At 44.9% G+C, this 15,518-nt stretch carries 17 protein-coding genes; 1 reads left to right on the plus strand and 16 read right to left on the minus strand.

Annotation, left to right across the window (positions count from 1 at the left end; translation table 11 throughout):
• Nucleotides 1–156: 156 nt before the first annotated feature.
• The 9 genes from atpA to P343_RS26005 form a co-directional block, all read right to left on the minus strand.
• A complete protein-coding gene (atpA, locus tag P343_RS25965) occupies nucleotides 157–1,671 on the minus strand; it encodes a F0F1 ATP synthase subunit alpha (protein ID WP_023509693.1) in 1,515 nt (504 codons plus the stop codon).
• A 7-nt stretch (nucleotides 1,672–1,678) separates the two neighbouring features.
• Nucleotides 1,679–2,224 carry a F0F1 ATP synthase subunit delta gene (locus P343_RS25970; protein WP_023509694.1) on the minus strand — a complete coding sequence of 182 codons (546 nt, stop codon included), beginning with the start codon at nucleotides 2,222–2,224 and terminating at the stop codon, nucleotides 1,679–1,681.
• Nucleotides 2,221–2,709: a F0F1 ATP synthase subunit B gene (gene atpF / locus P343_RS25975; protein ID WP_023509695.1), complete on the minus strand. Its 489-nt coding sequence runs from the start codon at nucleotides 2,707–2,709 to the stop codon at nucleotides 2,221–2,223. The genes P343_RS25970 and atpF overlap by 4 nt, the downstream gene beginning before the upstream one ends.
• A gap of 91 nt (nucleotides 2,710–2,800) precedes the next feature.
• Complete coding sequence (gene atpE, locus P343_RS25980; RefSeq protein ID WP_023509696.1) at nucleotides 2,801–3,025, minus strand: F0F1 ATP synthase subunit C; 225 nt, start codon at nucleotides 3,023–3,025, stop codon at nucleotides 2,801–2,803.
• 70 nt (nucleotides 3,026–3,095) lie between these two features.
• Nucleotides 3,096–3,836: a F0F1 ATP synthase subunit A gene (gene atpB / locus P343_RS25985; protein WP_023509697.1), complete on the minus strand. Its 741-nt coding sequence runs from the start codon at nucleotides 3,834–3,836 to the stop codon at nucleotides 3,096–3,098.
• A complete protein-coding gene (locus P343_RS25990; protein ID WP_023509698.1) occupies nucleotides 3,793–4,245 on the minus strand; it encodes an ATP synthase subunit I in 453 nt (150 codons plus the stop codon). The genes atpB and P343_RS25990 overlap by 44 nt, the downstream gene beginning before the upstream one ends.
• Before the next feature lie 6 nt (nucleotides 4,246–4,251).
• Complete coding sequence (locus P343_RS25995; RefSeq protein WP_023509699.1) at nucleotides 4,252–4,473, minus strand: AtpZ/AtpI family protein; 222 nt, start codon at nucleotides 4,471–4,473, stop codon at nucleotides 4,252–4,254.
• A gap of 446 nt (nucleotides 4,474–4,919) precedes the next feature.
• Nucleotides 4,920–5,549 (minus strand): uracil phosphoribosyltransferase, encoded by a 630-nt coding sequence (gene upp / locus P343_RS26000; protein WP_023509700.1) that lies wholly within the window; start codon nucleotides 5,547–5,549, stop codon nucleotides 4,920–4,922.
• Between the two features lie 99 nt (nucleotides 5,550–5,648).
• The gene (locus tag P343_RS26005; RefSeq protein WP_023509701.1) at nucleotides 5,649–6,905 is read right to left on the minus strand and encodes a serine hydroxymethyltransferase; all 1,257 of its coding nucleotides are present in this window, start codon (nucleotides 6,903–6,905) and stop codon (nucleotides 5,649–5,651) included.
• A 387-nt stretch (nucleotides 6,906–7,292) separates the two neighbouring features.
• On the opposite strand from P343_RS26005, the gene P343_RS26010 reads away from it, so the two are divergent.
• Entirely contained in the window at nucleotides 7,293–9,071 is a 1,779-nt protein-coding gene (locus tag P343_RS26010; RefSeq protein ID WP_023509702.1) for a glycoside hydrolase family 66 protein, read from the plus strand.
• A gap of 59 nt (nucleotides 9,072–9,130) precedes the next feature.
• Here the strand turns inward: P343_RS26010 and P343_RS26015 are convergent, their stop codons facing one another.
• The 7 genes from P343_RS26015 to P343_RS26045 form a co-directional block, all read right to left on the minus strand.
• Complete coding sequence (locus P343_RS26015) at nucleotides 9,131–9,703, minus strand: TIGR01440 family protein (protein WP_023509703.1); 573 nt, start codon at nucleotides 9,701–9,703, stop codon at nucleotides 9,131–9,133.
• A gap of 220 nt (nucleotides 9,704–9,923) precedes the next feature.
• Nucleotides 9,924–10,493, minus strand: a complete 570-nt coding sequence (locus tag P343_RS26020; RefSeq protein ID WP_023509704.1) for a manganese efflux pump MntP — start codon at nucleotides 10,491–10,493, stop codon at nucleotides 9,924–9,926.
• A 383-nt stretch (nucleotides 10,494–10,876) separates the two neighbouring features.
• Entirely contained in the window at nucleotides 10,877–11,920 is a 1,044-nt protein-coding gene (locus P343_RS26025) for an L-threonylcarbamoyladenylate synthase (RefSeq protein ID WP_023509706.1), read from the minus strand.
• Between the two features lie 118 nt (nucleotides 11,921–12,038).
• Nucleotides 12,039–12,734 carry a stage II sporulation protein R gene (gene spoIIR, locus P343_RS26030; protein WP_023509707.1) on the minus strand — a complete coding sequence of 232 codons (696 nt, stop codon included), beginning with the start codon at nucleotides 12,732–12,734 and terminating at the stop codon, nucleotides 12,039–12,041.
• 67 nt (nucleotides 12,735–12,801) lie between these two features.
• Nucleotides 12,802–13,683, minus strand: coding sequence for a peptide chain release factor N(5)-glutamine methyltransferase (gene prmC, locus P343_RS26035; protein ID WP_023509708.1), 882 nt, complete (start codon nucleotides 13,681–13,683; stop codon nucleotides 12,802–12,804).
• The gene (gene prfA, locus P343_RS26040) at nucleotides 13,680–14,753 is read right to left on the minus strand and encodes a peptide chain release factor 1 (RefSeq protein ID WP_023509709.1); all 1,074 of its coding nucleotides are present in this window, start codon (nucleotides 14,751–14,753) and stop codon (nucleotides 13,680–13,682) included. The genes prmC and prfA overlap by 4 nt, the downstream gene beginning before the upstream one ends.
• A gap of 107 nt (nucleotides 14,754–14,860) precedes the next feature.
• Entirely contained in the window at nucleotides 14,861–15,433 is a 573-nt protein-coding gene (locus tag P343_RS26045) for a thymidine kinase (protein ID WP_023509710.1), read from the minus strand.
• Nucleotides 15,434–15,518 lie beyond the last annotated feature (85 nt).

Here is a 15,518-nt window from a genome sequence, read left to right on the forward strand (position 1 = left end):
TCCGCGGGCGATCCGCGAGCCTCCTCGCTCAATACTTCGCTGCGGGGTCTCGCCCGGTTCGCATCAACAGAGGCAATCCCGCAGGAGTCTCGCACCTTCCGCTCCAATCAACATTGAGCTTTAACATAGCCTTTTCATTAAATGCTGAACTATCGCTTATTCAGCTTTTGAAGGAACAAAAGTCTTTTTGAAAGCGGTAATGGCTTCAGCAAAAGCTTTGTCGTCCGGCAGCTGTTTCGTGTTGCGAATGCTTTCAAGAATTCCGCTGTCATTCTGTTCAAGATATGCCAGCAGTTCTTTTTCAAAGCGTTTAACATCGGAAATTGCCACGTCATCAATATATCCCTTGGTCAGCGCATAGAGTACGGCTACTTGCTTTTCAACAGGATATGGCTTGTGCAGGTCCTGTTTCAAGATTTCAACGGTACGAGCACCACGATCAAGTTTCGCTTTTGTAGCTTTATCAAGATCCGAACCAAATTGCGAGAATGCTTCCAGTTCTCGGTAAGAAGCCAAGTCGAGTTTCAGCGTTCCTGCAACCTTCTTCATCGCTTTGATCTGCGCAGCACCACCGACACGGGATACGGATGTTCCGGCGTCAACGGCCGGGCGGATACCTGAGTAGAAGAGATTGGATTCAAGGAAAATCTGTCCGTCTGTGATCGAAATAACGTTCGTTGGAATGTAGGCTGAAATATCCCCGGCCTGCGTTTCAATAATCGGCAGCGCAGTAATCGAACCGCCGCCTAATTCATCACTCAGTTTCGCTGCACGTTCCAGCAGTCTTGAGTGCAGGTAGAAAACGTCGCCCGGGAATGCTTCACGGCCCGGCGGACGGCGAAGCAGCAAGGAAAGTTCACGGTATGCCGCCGCCTGCTTGGACAAATCATCATAGATGATCAAAACGTGCTTGCCATTATACATGAACTCTTCGCCCATTGTTACACCGGCATAAGGGGCCAGGTAAAGCAATGGAGCAGGTTCAGAAGCTCCGGCAGAGACTACGATGGTGTTATCCATACAGCCATATTCTTTCAATGTGTTTACAACACCGGCAACCGTTGACTCTTTTTGACCGATAGCGACGTAGATACTAATAACGTCTTGATCTTTTTGGTTAATGATCGTGTCAATTGCGATCGCGGTCTTACCAGTCTGGCGGTCACCGATAATTAATTCACGCTGGCCACGGCCAATCGGAATCATCGCATCAATAGCTTTAATACCAGTTTGCATCGGTTCGAATACCGACTTACGCTCCATAACACCCGGAGCCTTTTTTTCAACCGGTCGCGATTTATCCGTAACAATTGGGCCTTTGCCGTCAATAGGCTGCCCTAGAGGATTGACAACCCGGCCGAGCAATGCTTCGCCGACAGGAACCTGCATAATTCGTCCTGTACGTTTTACCGGGTCTCCTTCATGAATATCTGTAAAAGGGCCGAGAATGACGATACCGACGTTGTCCTCTTCAAGGTTTTGGGCCATACCCAGGACGCCGTTGGAAAATTCGACAAGCTCGCCCGACATAACACTGTCAAGGCCGTGGACGCGGGCGATTCCGTCGCCGACAGTGATGACAGTGCCGACTTCGCTCACTTCAACGGTTGATTGATAATTCTCAATCTGCTGTTTGATTAATGAGCTGATTTCTTCCGCTTTAATGCTCACGATATTTTCACCCCTGTCTCCCTACTTTAATCTCCTGTTTGAAGCCTGCCAGTTTGCCGGCAATTGTTCCGTCATAAAGACGGTCACCAATGCGCAGCAGGATGCCTCCGATGATTGCCTTGTCAACTTTAACGTGGATACTTAACTGCTTTCCAAGCGCCTTACCGAGCCGCTGCGCAAGATCTTGTTCTTCTTGTTCTTCCAGAGCTACGGCAGTCGTTACGGTGACGTCAAGAATGCCACGTTTCTCATTTGCCATGTGTGTGTAGGCTTCAAGCACTTCATCGATTATGGCTTCGCGTTTGCGGTCGATGAGCAGTCTCAGCAGATTCAGAACTTCAAGACCTGCCTGATGTTCAAACAGTTTATTCAAAAGCTCTTTTTTGTTATCACTGCTGACCTGAGGATGCATCAGTACCCGACGAAGATCTTCGTTCTCAGCAAGACCTTCGGCTACGGTGTGCAGTTGAGATTCGATCGCATCAATGGCATCGCGCTCTTCTGCAACTTCGAAAAGCGCCTTAGCATAACGGTTCGCTACGATTTCGCTCATCGCTGATTCCCCACCTGCTTTATTAACTGGTCAATCTCTGTTGAATAATCTTTTGGATTAATTTCCTTCTCAAGCACTTTAGACGCGAGCAGAACCGACAGGTCAGCGACTTCATCGCGGATCGCGGCAATCGCCTTTTCTTTTTCAAGGCTGATTTCTTCATTCGCATCTTTAATCAACAGATCAGAACGGTTTTTCGCCGCTTCAATAATGCTTTTCGCTTCAGCATTTGCCTGGCTTTTCGCCTGTTCAATAATGCCGTGAGCTTCTTCACGAATACGTTCAACTTCCGCTTTCTGCTCTGCTAAGTAAGCTTCTGCATCCTGGCGGTTTTTTTCCGCTCCGTCAATCTGATTGTTGATATATTTTTTACGCTTTTCCATAACCGAGACGACCGGTCGTACGCCAATAATCGTGACGAAAATCATCAACAAGATCATGACGACTAATTGGAAAATGATATTTCCTAAAGAAAATGACAGCACAGCTCTTGCCACTCCTTTCAATCTTCAGATTTTCTCGCTCATTCCGGTCGTAAAAAAAGAGCACCAGTAATTCTAATACATGTCTGGCGGATCAGATAATACCGAAGAGTACCAGAATACCGAAAGCGATTGAAATGACTGGTAATGCTTCAACAAGACCAAGTGCGATCATTGATTGTCCGAACAGAGTACCCTGCGCTTCAGGCTGACGGGCGATACCTTCCAAGTAACGGCTGAAAAGCACACCGTTGCCAATACCTGCTGCAAGCGCACCAAATGCGATCATGATACCACCAGCTAGAACTGCTAAACTCATAACAAGATTCCTCCTAGTTTGTCTATGTTTTTAACCTTCGCCCGCAGTGGGAAGATAGAATTCTTAATTATCATTCTTCTCCCACCTTTTGAGCGATATACACCATTGCCAGCACTGTGAAAATGTACGCCTGGATACATCCGACGAACACTGAAAAGCCCATCCAGGCAAAGAGCGGAATCCCAGTGAAATAAAATGTGCCTTCGCGAAGAATCAAAATTAAGACTTCACCGGCGAAAATATTCGCCCAAAGTCGCAACGCGTGCGTTGCAGGTTTCGATACTTCGTCAATAATGTGAATCGGAAGCATCCACCAGAAAGGCTTCACGTAATGGTGCAGATAACCGAGCGGACTTTTGGCAATGCCTGCAAAATGTGAATAAAGAAAAATTGCACCGGCCATTGCCACTGTTACGTTAATATCTGACGTCGGTGATTTGAACCAGCTGACTGAGTCTGTCAGTTTCAAGTCAGCCGCACTAATGCCAAGCGATGGAATTGGGCCATGCGCGGTCGCCGTTACCATGACGACAACACCAAGCAAATTGGCCACCAGAATGAAAAGAAAGGTTGTCAGTGCAAAGCTCAAATATCTCGCCGACTCTTTCTTCTCAAGCATCATTCCAGTAATGCCGCTGACAAAGTCAATGATGTATTCCATCACATTTTGACGACCATTAGGCCGTACGGTCAGGCGGCGGCTCAGCAGAAACACAATGAGCATGACAATTAATGCGGAAATCACTGATCCAATCATCAACGTGACATCAAATGTCAGTCCGAGAAATTTCACTTTCGGAGTCAGATCCATGAATCTCCCCCCCTTCATCTGAAGAAGTCGTGCCATTGCCTCTTAAGTAATAATAACTCATCACCGTCACAAGCAACAGATAGCCAAACAATAGAGACAGCACGAAGGTTCGATAATCAATCCAGGTTGGAAATCGATAAACCATCAATGCTCCAAAAACGATTGTCAGGACACGGACGGTCATATGTAGCCCCGCCAATTTGCGAGTACCTGATTGAACCCGAAGTCCGGCTATCCTTAGTCGAAACGATAAATGAAAAACATTATATAAACTGATTAATCCGCCGAGGAGAAAGCCGCTGGCCAGCGCTCTCGCCGGTCTCAAAAACCAGATTAATCCAAATACGCTGACATAAATAACTGCAACAATCAGCACAACGCGTGAAAACCATTCCATGACCGGTTTCATCGCTAATCATTCCTTCATTAGTGATTTCAGCGTATAGTAACAACTGAATAGCCCTAGAAAAAATCCGGCAACCGCACAAATCGGCAACCACAAATGTCCCGTTCCGAATCGCACATCCAGGTAGTTTCCGCCGAGCGCACCAATGATGATAAACGCGAAGATTTCAAACCCCATCGCGCTGACCGTTGCCGCTATTTGTAAAGCGTTGGGCTCTTTTTTTTGTTTCATGGAAGGCCCTCCTCAGAACAAATTGTCTTCAGCCGGGTTCCGGCAAAAGAAAAAGCTCAACTGATTAACCATTCGAAACCGGATGTCTGGAACTGGAGTCGGACATAAATCTTTCACAAGGCAATTTTGTTTGATCGCAGTCTTTATATTTACAGAATGCATGATTAAGATACATCCACAAAAATTAAAGTTCTTTTACATTTTAGCGAAAGCGCTATCTTTATGCAATCATTAAGAAGGAAAATGTGATATTAATCACTGCGAATTTAAATTCATGTTCCACATAAAAGTTGGTCATGTACATCTTTATAAATAGAATTTTAATCATTTTTACTACGATCGGCACAATACAATTGTGACAAATCACCAACAATGAAAATAATCCTCACATGGGATGTCAATTAGCGAAATAAAATTTCAAACGCTTCCAAACGGTAATTAGATTGTTATTTCGTCCCAAAGAGCCGATCGCCGGCATCACCTAAACCAGGTACAATGTAGCCATGTTCATTCAGTTTTTCATCAAGCGCAGCTAAATAAATATCCACATCGGGATGCTCTTTCTGGACTTCCTTGACCCCTTCAGGAGCACCAATCAAGCACATCAATTTGATGTTGACGCCCCCACGCTGCTTTAGTGAAGTAATCGCTGCCGCTGCAGATCCTCCTGTTGCCAACATAGGATCAACTATGATCAGATCTCGTTCTGAGATATCGGCAGGCAGCTTAACATAATACTCTACGGGCTTAAGCGTCTCCGGATCACGATAAAGGCCGACATGCCCGACTTTCGCAGCTGGGATCAATTGCAGAACTCCGTTTACCATGCCCAATCCTGCACGAAGAATCGGCACAATGCCTAACTTTTTCCCGGCAATTTCATAAGCTTTTGCCTTCGCAACCGGGGTTTGAACTTCAACTTCTTTCAAAGCAAGGTCGCGGGTAATTTCAAAGGCCATCAAAGTGGCGACTTCGTCCACTAATTCACGAAATGCTTTTGTTCCTGTTTTATAATCTCTAATCATTGTCAACTTGTGTTGAATCAACGGGTGATTCAATACGATCAGTTTACCCATGTTCTTCCCCCGTCATAGTAAAAGATTTCTTGTATTCTCTCCACTTGAATCAAATAAATAAGGGAGAATGAATTCTCCCCATTTCAAGCTTGTGCATAATCAGGCAAATGTGCCTGTCCCATTGGCATAAAGCGGATATTTTTCCGTCAGTGTCTTAACGCGTTCTGCCGCTTTTTCCAAAACTGCTTCACTCTCAGGATTCTTAAGTGCGTCGGCAATAATTGAGGCAACTTCCCTCATATCTTCTTCTTTGAATCCTCTCGTTGTCACTGCAGGTGTTCCCATACGAACACCACTGGTAACAAAAGGTTTTTCCGGATCAAATGGAATTGCGTTTTTGTTTGTCGTAATTCCGGTGCTGTCCAGTACAGCTTCTGCTTTTTTGCCAGTAATACCAAGGTTCCGCACATCAACCAAAACCAAGTGATTATCCGTTCCTCCTGAGACAAGAGTCAGCCCTTCGTCTTGCAGAGTCTCTGCAAAGGCCTTAGCATTTGCAATGATCTGAGCCGCATACTCTTTGAATTCCGGCATAAGTGCCTCTCCAAGAGCAACTGCTTTGGCGGCGATGATATGCATCAATGGACCACCCTGGATACCCGGAAAAATTGCTTTATCCAGTTTCTTTGCAAACTCTTCTTTGCAGATGATCATGCCCCCACGCGGTCCGCGCAGTGTTTTGTGCGTTGTTGTTGTAACAAAATCCGCATAAGGCACAGGGCTTGGATGAAGACCAGCTGCAACAAGTCCGGCAATGTGTGCCATATCGACCATCAAGTAGGCGCCGACGCTATCGGCAATCTCACGGAACTTTTTAAAATCAATCACGCGCGGATATGCACTTGCACCAGCAACGATCAGTTTTGGTTTATATTGTAAAGCCTGGCTGGCCACTTCATCATAATCAATTGTTTGCGTTTCTTTAGTCACTCCGTAATCAACGAAGTTATAAAGCTGCCCGCTGAAGTTTACCGGACTGCCATGTGTCAGGTGTCCGCCATGCGCAAGTCTCATACCAAGGACCGTATCTCCCGGTTTCAGGATGGTCTCATAGACTGCCATATTGGCCTGTGCTCCTGAGTGAGGCTGAACATTAACATGCTCACCACCGAACAGTTTGAGTGCCCGATCCCTTGCAAGGTCTTCAACAACATCGACAAATTCACAGCCACCATAATAACGGTGTCCCGGATAGCCTTCCGCGTATTTATTGGTTAGAACTGAACCGGCTGCTTCAAGCACCGTTGTGCTGACAAAATTCTCAGATGCAATCAGTTCAATTTTATTCCTCTGTCTGCCCAATTCTTTTTCAATGGCTTGAAACAATTCAGGATCGTTCGCTTTAATACCCTTCATGAAATGCGTGCAACTCCTCTCAAGTCTAATTCAAGTAAAGTTTATCACATTTTATTCATTAAAAGTGAATTAAATCGATCTGGGACGAACCAAAGATGTCATCAATTCGTTTATCCGATTTTTTAGTATGGCCAATTCTTTCAATCCATGACCTCTTTCAAAAGAAAACGTTAATTAGTGTTGCAACCTTAATGTGCTCTTTCAGAAATAGGTAGATAATTTCTATATTTTACCATCCGTTTTTCATTTCGTCATTTAGTCCCTTGAAAATAGCAGTCTATTCATCTTATACTAAACGTTCTTTAATAAGTTTCATCCGTAAAACCGCATAAAGTTTGACAGCCAGCGAATTCTAAATACGCGATTTCTCTCCGAGGTGTTGTTTTCATGCGAACAAAATATATTATCGTTCTTACCCTGCTTTTTATAGTCGCTGTTGCTATTGTCGTCCCGTACAGTTGGCACGCGCAGAAAAAAGTGTCGCAGCTCAGAAGGAGCAGTCAAGTTTTTTCATCGCTTGCTACAGATCGATCAGTTTACGTTCCGGGACAAAAAGTAGCTTTCTCTCTTAACACAAAAGGGAAATCAATTAAATTACACGTTCGTTATTATCATTTAGATAAAAAAATTGGCGAACAAACGAAGACGCTCCCGAACGCAAATCATGTTAAATGGACATGGCAGCCCCCAAAGACAAATGGCAGGGGCTATTTAGCCACTGTCTCAGTAACGGCATCAGGGAAGGTTCAAACTGAAACCATCGCTGTTGACGTGTCACGCGACTGGAGCAAATTCCCGCGTTACGGATTTCTTAGCAATTTCCCCAAAATGCCGCAAAGCGAAATCCAGCATAATATATCACAATTGAATCGCTATCATATTAATGGTCTTCAATTTTACGATTGGAGCGAGAAACATCATCAACCGCTAACGGTAAAAGATGGAAAGCTATCCTCCACATGGACGGATATCGCCAATCGTCCAATTGAAGAAAAAACGATCCGATCTTATATCAGTGCTGCCCATCACCGTCAAATGAAAGGCATGTCCTATAACTTAATTTATGGAGCACTTGCACAGTCCGAGCAAGATGGGACAAAGCGAGATTGGTTTCTTTTCAAGGATCAGAACCATGATCAAGTAGACGTCAATCCTCTTCCGTCAGGATGGAAAAGCGACATCTACCTGATGAATCCGGCGAATCCCGGATGGCAGGACTATCTGATCAATCAGCAGAAGATCATTTATCGATACCTGCCCTTTGATGGCTGGCATGTTGACCAGCTTGGCGATCGCGGTAATGTTTATGATGAAAATGGACAGTCCGTATCGCTTTCGGATAGTTTCGGACCGTTCTTGAACAAAATCAAAGCGGCCGATCCAAACAAAGACCTGGTGATGAATGCCGTTGGACAGTTTGGCCAGGGGAGCATCGCTTCGTCCGGCGTCAACTTCCTGTATACGGAGGTTTGGGACAATACCCGTCCAAATTATCAAGATCTGAAACAGGTGATCGATGAGAACAACAACCTCTCTTCGGATAAGAAAAATACTGTACTTGCTGCATACATGGATTACAAGAAAGCCGATCAATCCGGAACGTTTAACGAACCTGGCATTTTGCTGACTGATAGTGTCATTTTCGCTTCCGGAGGCGATCATATTGAGCTTGGCGAGCACATGCTTTCAAAAGAGTATTTTCCAAATGCTAACCTATCAATGTCTCGTGGCTTAACAAATAAGTTGACCCACTATTATGATTTTCTGACCGCCTATGAAAATCTGCTGAGGGATGGAACAAAGGACAGCGAAGCGGCACTTCATTCCGAAGAACAGCTGCCTATATCAGACACCCCTGAACAGAACCATATTTGGGCTTTCGCTAAAACAAAACCTCATCATAAAATGATTCACCTGATCAATTTTCTTGACGCAAACTCAATGAAATGGCGAGATACAGACGGTTCTCAGGCTGCACCACAAGAGCGAAGAGCACTGAATTTTACGATTGATGAGTCTAAACCTGTTGAAAAAATGTGGATGGCCTCTCCAGATTATCGCAACGGGGTTCCTATTGCGATCCCATTCCATCAAAAAAACGGCAAATTGTTCGCAACTGTTCCCTCACTTCTGTATTGGGATATGCTTGTTCTCGAATACCGATGAAACTAAAAGGGCTGTCTCGTCAGTCGATTTTACGACTATTGAGACAGCCCCAATTATGATTAAATTTGCCTTATTCTCTCTTTTTCAGGATAGATTGCCCGCTCGCCGCCAATCAGTTTCGGACGCGTTCTCGCCATCACCAAATGTGCGTGTCCGATCTCGCGGATTTCACTCCTCACCGGAACTGCAACATGTTTGAGATGCATGCCAATTAATGTGTCACCAATATCCAAACCGCCATCAGCGCGGATAAATTCAACGATAACCGGATCCACCATATGTTCATAGGCATACGTAGCCATCGCCCCGCCCGCATGACGAATCGGTCTTACGGTCACTTCATCATAGCCGCGATGCTCTGCTACAGCCCGGTCGATGACAAGTGCCCGATTTAAATGTTCACAGCATTGAAAAGCAAAATGGACTCCGGTCTGTTCATGGCATTTTTTTAGTGCGGCGAAAATTGAAGCCGCTGCATTCATTGAACCTGACGTTCCAATACTTTTTCCGCTGACTTCACTCGTACTACAGCCGACAACGAGCAGCTTCCGGTCATTAAATGGCATCGCCTGTTCAAGATCATTAAGTGCCCTGCTGACTGCTTCAACAATTTTCTGATCCAATTCTTCCATGATCTGATCCTTCCTACAAAAGCATATTCCGACACTATTTTACCTGTCTATTATAGCAGGTTGCTCAGTTGAAAGACGAATGATTCACTGATACCAACACTTTTTGTCAGACAGACCGTCTATGTGACAATTACCCGGGAAATATAATGACGAATAATTGGACATGAACACTATTTGTGAAAAACAGTCGGGAATAATTGACGATATTGATGTTCTTTGACTACATATGAAAATGCAGAAGGAGTTTTAATCCCAGGAAAAATAGGATAATGCCGCCTAACGCTTCACCATAACGTCCAAAATAGCGTCCAGTTTTTCTTCCAATGTAAAAACCGAGCCAAGCCATAATCATGCTCGTGATTCCAAACATAAAAACAGCCGCCAGCATTTTTGCGCCAAACAACCCCATACTGAGCCCAACAGAGAAACTGTCAATGCTGACACTGACGGCAAACAATAGAAGGCTGGTATCCGATGAATACGCGAGGTCAGATCTGACTTGATTATGTTTGGCAACGGAAAGAATCATTTGAAATCCAATGAGAAGCAGAAGCAATCCGCCGGCCATCTCCGCTATCTCTCCAAATCGACCAGACAACATCTGTCCTAATGTCATACCAAGAAGCGGCATGAATAGATGAAAAAGTCCGATCCACATGCTGGCCCAAGCTGCCTTTCTCAACCGAAAGACAGTCATTCCCATCCCTACGCACACTGAAAAAGCATCCATGCCCAAAGCAATAGCCATCACGCAGAGTGCCAATCCCTGGTTAATCAGATCCGCAGCCATGTCCGTTCCTCCTTCTTGTCCATACGGACAATCTATGCACGTCCCTTGAAGAATAGAAGGTTATAGCCATGAATAAAAAAGAGTTTAGCTAGAGGGATTAATCTAGAACCTATAGTTAAAAAACTTCTACGATTGTTTTGAAGCGAATGACAGAGAGTACTAGATTTTCAGGTTCCGGTTTCACTTTTGTTCCCCATTCGGTATTACCTTTGGATTTCGGTATAACTTTACTCACTTTCGGTCTAACTTTCAATTAATTCGGTTCTATAGCAATAAAAAAGAACCGGGAGTCAGCACCTCCCAGCTCTTCTTCAAATAATATTTTCATGTTCTTAATAAACGGATCATACTTGCGAATGATCTTCGTGATCATTCACAGAAGATCACTCAATCACTCGTCCTCCGGCGGCCTTCGATAGACGATTCATGATCGCCTTGCCTATGCCGTCTTCCGAAAAAGTTTCACTATAAATGGCATCCACTTTTTTCTGATCAAAATGGCGAAGCACATCAAACAGATTATGTGCCACGGTCTCCGGTTCACTGCGTCTGCCGCAAACAAGTACAACATCAGCCTCAGGATAACTGTCGCGATTTTCTTCTGTTGTTAGTACACCGATTCGCCTGTCATTGTTTTTCTCGAAAGCAATCAATTCACTAATTCTATCTTTACCTGCGGGAACAAGATACATCGTTGCTTCCGGCGCGTAATGCTTATATTTCATACCTGGTGCCTTTGGCGCCTGATCAGAGCGTGTCAGTCCTGGATCTTCCGCTACAGCTCCAACTGCTTCAATCAATTGCTCTTTCGAAATACCGCCAGGACGCAGAATGGTAATAGGTGTTGTCGTACAATCTACAACCGTAGATTCAACGCCAACTCCCGTCTCACCACCATCTAGAATTCCTGCGATGCTTCCGTCCAAATCATGAAATACATGATCCGCTCTTGTCGGGCTCGGCCTGCCTGACCGGTTGGCCGAAGGAGCAGCAATAGGCAGATTGGATGCCAAGATTAGTGCTCTTGCAACAGGATGACTCGGCATGCGTACCGCAACTGTGGACAATCCTGCAGTAACTGCATTGGACACTTCCCCGCGTGAGGGCAGGACTAAAGTCAATGGCCCAGGCCAGAATGTATCAATCAGTTTTTGGGCAATTGGGTGAATCTCAGTACAGATGTCGCGCACCTGTTCCAAGGTTGCAACATGAACAATCAATGGATTGTCGCTCGGTCGCCCTTTGGCTTCATAAATTTTCCGAACAGAATCTTGTAATTTGGCATTCCCGCCTAAACCGTATACCGTTTCGGTAGGAAAGGCGACGATTTCACCTTGTGCCAGTTTTTCCGCCGCAGCGATAATCTGTGGTGCATGTTCAAGATCGGGGGCATCAGGATCTACTCGCCATACTTGCGTCTCTACCATAAAAAATTCCCCTTTTTTCTATCTATTCGTTCATCCATTCGAATAAGGCCGTTTTTTCGCCGACCTTGCATCGCTTCCGTATACACCATACCATTCACTTAATCAGCTTGCAACGTCTTTAACCTGCAATGGAGTGCCAAACTTTAGAGAAAAAGTCAGCGATAAACGAATGAACTTCCACTTTATCTGCTTTAGCAGCGGGTTGTTCTGGAGTCTCCTGCTTTGGCTGCTGATTAACTTGAGTTCCTGTATCTGCCGTCTTTTCAGCACTTTGTGGGGCTGTTTCAGTCTTTGCAGCCGCATTCGGATTAGCGACGGCCTCGCTATTAGAAAAATCTAAGAAACAGAGCGGTGGGAAAAGCACGCACCACCAATTGGCACCTCTGCCGTCACCCAACGTAACAACTAATGCATCATATTTACCCGCTGGATAAACGAAATTACCATACATTTTTGTTGGAAAATCCGCTTTCCCGAGTTTTACTTTAAACGCACTGTCTGCATGTGCTTTGCGAAGAGTCTGGTCAATGGTCCGGCGAATTTCAGGCATATGCGAGCGAATAACCTGCTTTGCCTGATCTGTCGTTTTCAAGCGTTGCACCCAGCGTGTAATATTGGCATTCACTGCATCCCGGACTTGCCGCTTAACCGTCTGATCAGCGAGCGAATCACTATTAGCGAGGATGCGCAGCCGAATGGCATCTTGCGGGATCGGTCCCTTTTGATCCGCTTTCGTTGTGCTGTATTGCCAGAAAAAGAAAACAACTGCTAGATTAATAGATAATAAGAGCATTAACATCAATGGCTTTTTCATTATGCCCGCCTCCTTACCACACATTGTGGTCAGGAAAGCATTAATCTAAACATGTTCATGTAAATTATTACAATGCTGGTTTTCGAAGCACAGCCAGCACATTGCGATCATATCCGGCTATATCTTTTTCAATGGACAGAGATTCAATATGGTGAGGAAAAGCGCTGTGTATCAGTTCCTTCACTGCTTTGCCCTGATATGCCCCGATTTCAAAAGCTGCAATAAAATAAGGTGACTGACCAAAGATCAGCGGTAAATCGTTGATGATGCGCCGGTAAAAATCCAGGCCGTCCTCTCCTCCAAACAAAGCAAGATGAGGCTCAAAATGACTTACCGTATCATCCAAACGATCCATTTCCTGACTGGTAATATAAGGCGGATTTGAAACAAGCAGATCAAAAGATTCGCCATTTAACGGTTCCAGCAAATCGCCTTGACGGAAGTTAACCTTCGCGCCAAGTAACGCAGCATTTTGTCTTGCCACATCTAAAGCCTTTGCTGAAACATCAACTGCAGTTACGTGCCATTCCGGATGTTCCAGCGCGAGTGTTACTGCTATTGCTCCGCTTCCTGTCCCAATGTCACAAACCGCTAGCTGCTTTTGATTTGAAAAATAACGGTCTGCCCATTGGCCAACGCGCCATACAAGCTCCTCCGTTTCCTGACGCGGAATAAGCACATCGGGGGTAACTTTGAATGACCGCCCGTAAAAGGGGGCAGAACCAATCATATATTGAACCGGAGTGCCATGATACACATGATCGGAAACACATTCACGGACCCATGACGCATCCTGATCCGAAACCGGTTCTCTAAGACCTGCAAGAAGAGCTGTCCGCGAGATCTGTAACCGCTCACAAAGAAGAATTTCACCAATATTTGTATCGCGATGATGTGCTTTTAACAATGCAGATGCCCAATTTAATAATTCGTACCTTTTTTCTGTCACCGGGCATCCGCCTGTTCCATTTTTTTGGCTTGATCATTTAAGATTAACGCATGAATGATCTCATCCAGTTTTCCATTCAGTACTTGGTCTAATTGATGAATCGTCAATCCGATCCGATGGTCAGTAACACGATTTTGAGAAAAATTATAAGTACGAATGCGTTCCGAACGATCACCCGTTCCAACCGCTGATTTTCTCGTTGAATCGTATTCCGCCTGTGCTTCTTTCTGGTATTTGTCAAAAACACGTGCACGTAATACTTTCATCGCTTTTTCCTTATTCTTAATCTGCGAACGTTCTTCCTGGCACGATACAACAATCCCTGTTGGAATATGGGTCAGCCTAATTGCAGACATTGTCGTGTTTACGCTTTGTCCGCCTGGTCCGCTTGAGGCAAAACGGTCGACACGGATTTCCTTCTCATTCAATTCAAACTCGACTTCCTGAGTCTCAGGAAGAACCGCAACCGTTGCGGTAGACGAATGAATACGGCCGCCTGATTCCGTCTCAGGCACTCTTTGCACACGATGTGCACCGTTTTCATACTTCAGCTTCGAGAAAGCACCCTTCCCAGAGATCATGCAGACAATTTCTTTATACCCGCCGATTTCATTAGGGTTTGCATCAATGACCTCCGTCTTCCAGCCCTGTTGTTCGGCAAAACGCGAATACATTCGAAAAAGGGTACCGGCAAAAAGCGCTGCCTCATCGCCTCCAGCAGCACCACGTACCTCAAGAATCACGTTTCGTTCATCATTCGGATCTTTAGGAATCAGCAGCTGCTTGAGTTCTACTTCAAGTGCCGACTGCTCATGCTCCAATCGGCTGATCTCATCATTCACCATGTCCCTCATACTGTCATCCAGCGAATCTTCAAGCATCGTCTTGGCGTCTGCCAATTCTGACTCAGTTTGTTTATAATTACGGTAAACTGCAACAATTTCTTGTAAATCCGACTGTTCCTTTGAATACTTGCGCAGTTTCACCGGATCACTGATGACATCCGGATCAGCAAGGAGCTGGTTCAGTTTTTCATAGCGTTCGTCCATGGACTGCAAACGTTCAAACATCTTATCCACCCCATCTTAATTGCAAAAAACCTTCTCAGTCCGCATCTCATTCCAATTATTTATTATATTATAGCAATCTTTATAGGGTCAAAAACATACAGCAAGCATTAGATAGGCGGATGGCTGTAACAGTGCCGACAGACCGGATAATAACTCTCATTACCGCCAATCTGAATTTGATCACCGGTATATACTGGCTTTCCGTTACTGTCAATTCGAAGGTTCATGATTGCCTTCCGCTCGCAGAACCAACAAATTGTCTTCATCTCTTCAATTTTATCAGCGTAGAGAAGCATGTATTTGCTGCCCTCAAACAACTCATTGCGAAAGTCATTTTTTAAGCCAAATCCCATTACCGGAATATGCAATTGATCAACAATCTTTGCAAGTTGGAGAACATGTTCCTTTGATAAAAATTGAACTTCATCAATAAGCACGCAATGCGGACGTGGGTGATAGTTACTGACCATCTCATACATATCGGTCGTCTCAAAGATTGGGACCGCACGTCGTTTAAACCCAATCCTACTGGAAATCGAGCCCACTTCATCTCGATTATCAACGCCCGATGTAAACAAAAGGACCGATTTCCCTTGTTCCTCATAATTATGTGCAACCTTGATTATCTCAATTGATTTTCCGCTGTTCATTGCACCGTATTTAAAGAAAAGTTGAGCCATCACTCGTTCGCCCTCTCATGATTTCCATCTTTCCATGATGGTTTCAAGTTGTTAAAAAGCAGGCAGAATGTCCTGCCTGCGGTGT

This window comes from Sporolactobacillus laevolacticus DSM 442 (assembly GCF_000497245.1).
Taxonomy (GTDB): domain Bacteria; phylum Bacillota; class Bacilli; order Bacillales; family Sporolactobacillaceae; genus Sporolactobacillus; species Sporolactobacillus laevolacticus.

What these genes read in the sequence shown, in the direction of transcription:
- P343_RS25970 (WP_023509694.1), bottom strand. Translation starts at nt 2,224, where the DNA reads ATGAGCGAAATCGTAGCGAACCGTTATGCTAAGGCGCTTTTCGAAGTT.
- atpE (WP_023509696.1), bottom strand. Translation starts at nt 3,025, where the DNA reads ATGAGTTTAGCAGTTCTAGCTGGTGGTATCATGATCGCATTTGGTGCG.
- atpB (WP_023509697.1), bottom strand. Translation starts at nt 3,836, where the DNA reads ATGGATCTGACTCCGAAAGTGAAATTTCTCGGACTGACATTTGATGTC.
- P343_RS25990 (WP_023509698.1), bottom strand. Translation starts at nt 4,245, where the DNA reads ATGAAACCGGTCATGGAATGGTTTTCACGCGTTGTGCTGATTGTTGCA.
- P343_RS25995 (WP_023509699.1), bottom strand. Translation starts at nt 4,473, where the DNA reads ATGAAACAAAAAAAAGAGCCCAACGCTTTACAAATAGCGGCAACGGTC.
- upp (WP_023509700.1), bottom strand. Translation starts at nt 5,549, where the DNA reads ATGGGTAAACTGATCGTATTGAATCACCCGTTGATTCAACACAAGTTG.
- P343_RS26005 (WP_023509701.1), bottom strand. Translation starts at nt 6,905, where the DNA reads ATGAAGGGTATTAAAGCGAACGATCCTGAATTGTTTCAAGCCATTGAA.
- P343_RS26010 (WP_023509702.1), top strand. Translation starts at nt 7,293, where the DNA reads ATGCGAACAAAATATATTATCGTTCTTACCCTGCTTTTTATAGTCGCT.
- P343_RS26015 (WP_023509703.1), bottom strand. Translation starts at nt 9,703, where the DNA reads ATGGAAGAATTGGATCAGAAAATTGTTGAAGCAGTCAGCAGGGCACTT.
- P343_RS26020 (WP_023509704.1), bottom strand. Translation starts at nt 10,493, where the DNA reads ATGGCTGCGGATCTGATTAACCAGGGATTGGCACTCTGCGTGATGGCT.
- P343_RS26025 (WP_023509706.1), bottom strand. Translation starts at nt 11,920, where the DNA reads ATGGTAGAGACGCAAGTATGGCGAGTAGATCCTGATGCCCCCGATCTT.
- spoIIR (WP_023509707.1), bottom strand. Translation starts at nt 12,734, where the DNA reads ATGAAAAAGCCATTGATGTTAATGCTCTTATTATCTATTAATCTAGCA.
- prfA (WP_023509709.1), bottom strand. Translation starts at nt 14,753, where the DNA reads ATGTTTGAACGTTTGCAGTCCATGGACGAACGCTATGAAAAACTGAAC.
- P343_RS26045 (WP_023509710.1), bottom strand. Translation starts at nt 15,433, where the DNA reads ATGGCTCAACTTTTCTTTAAATACGGTGCAATGAACAGCGGAAAATCA.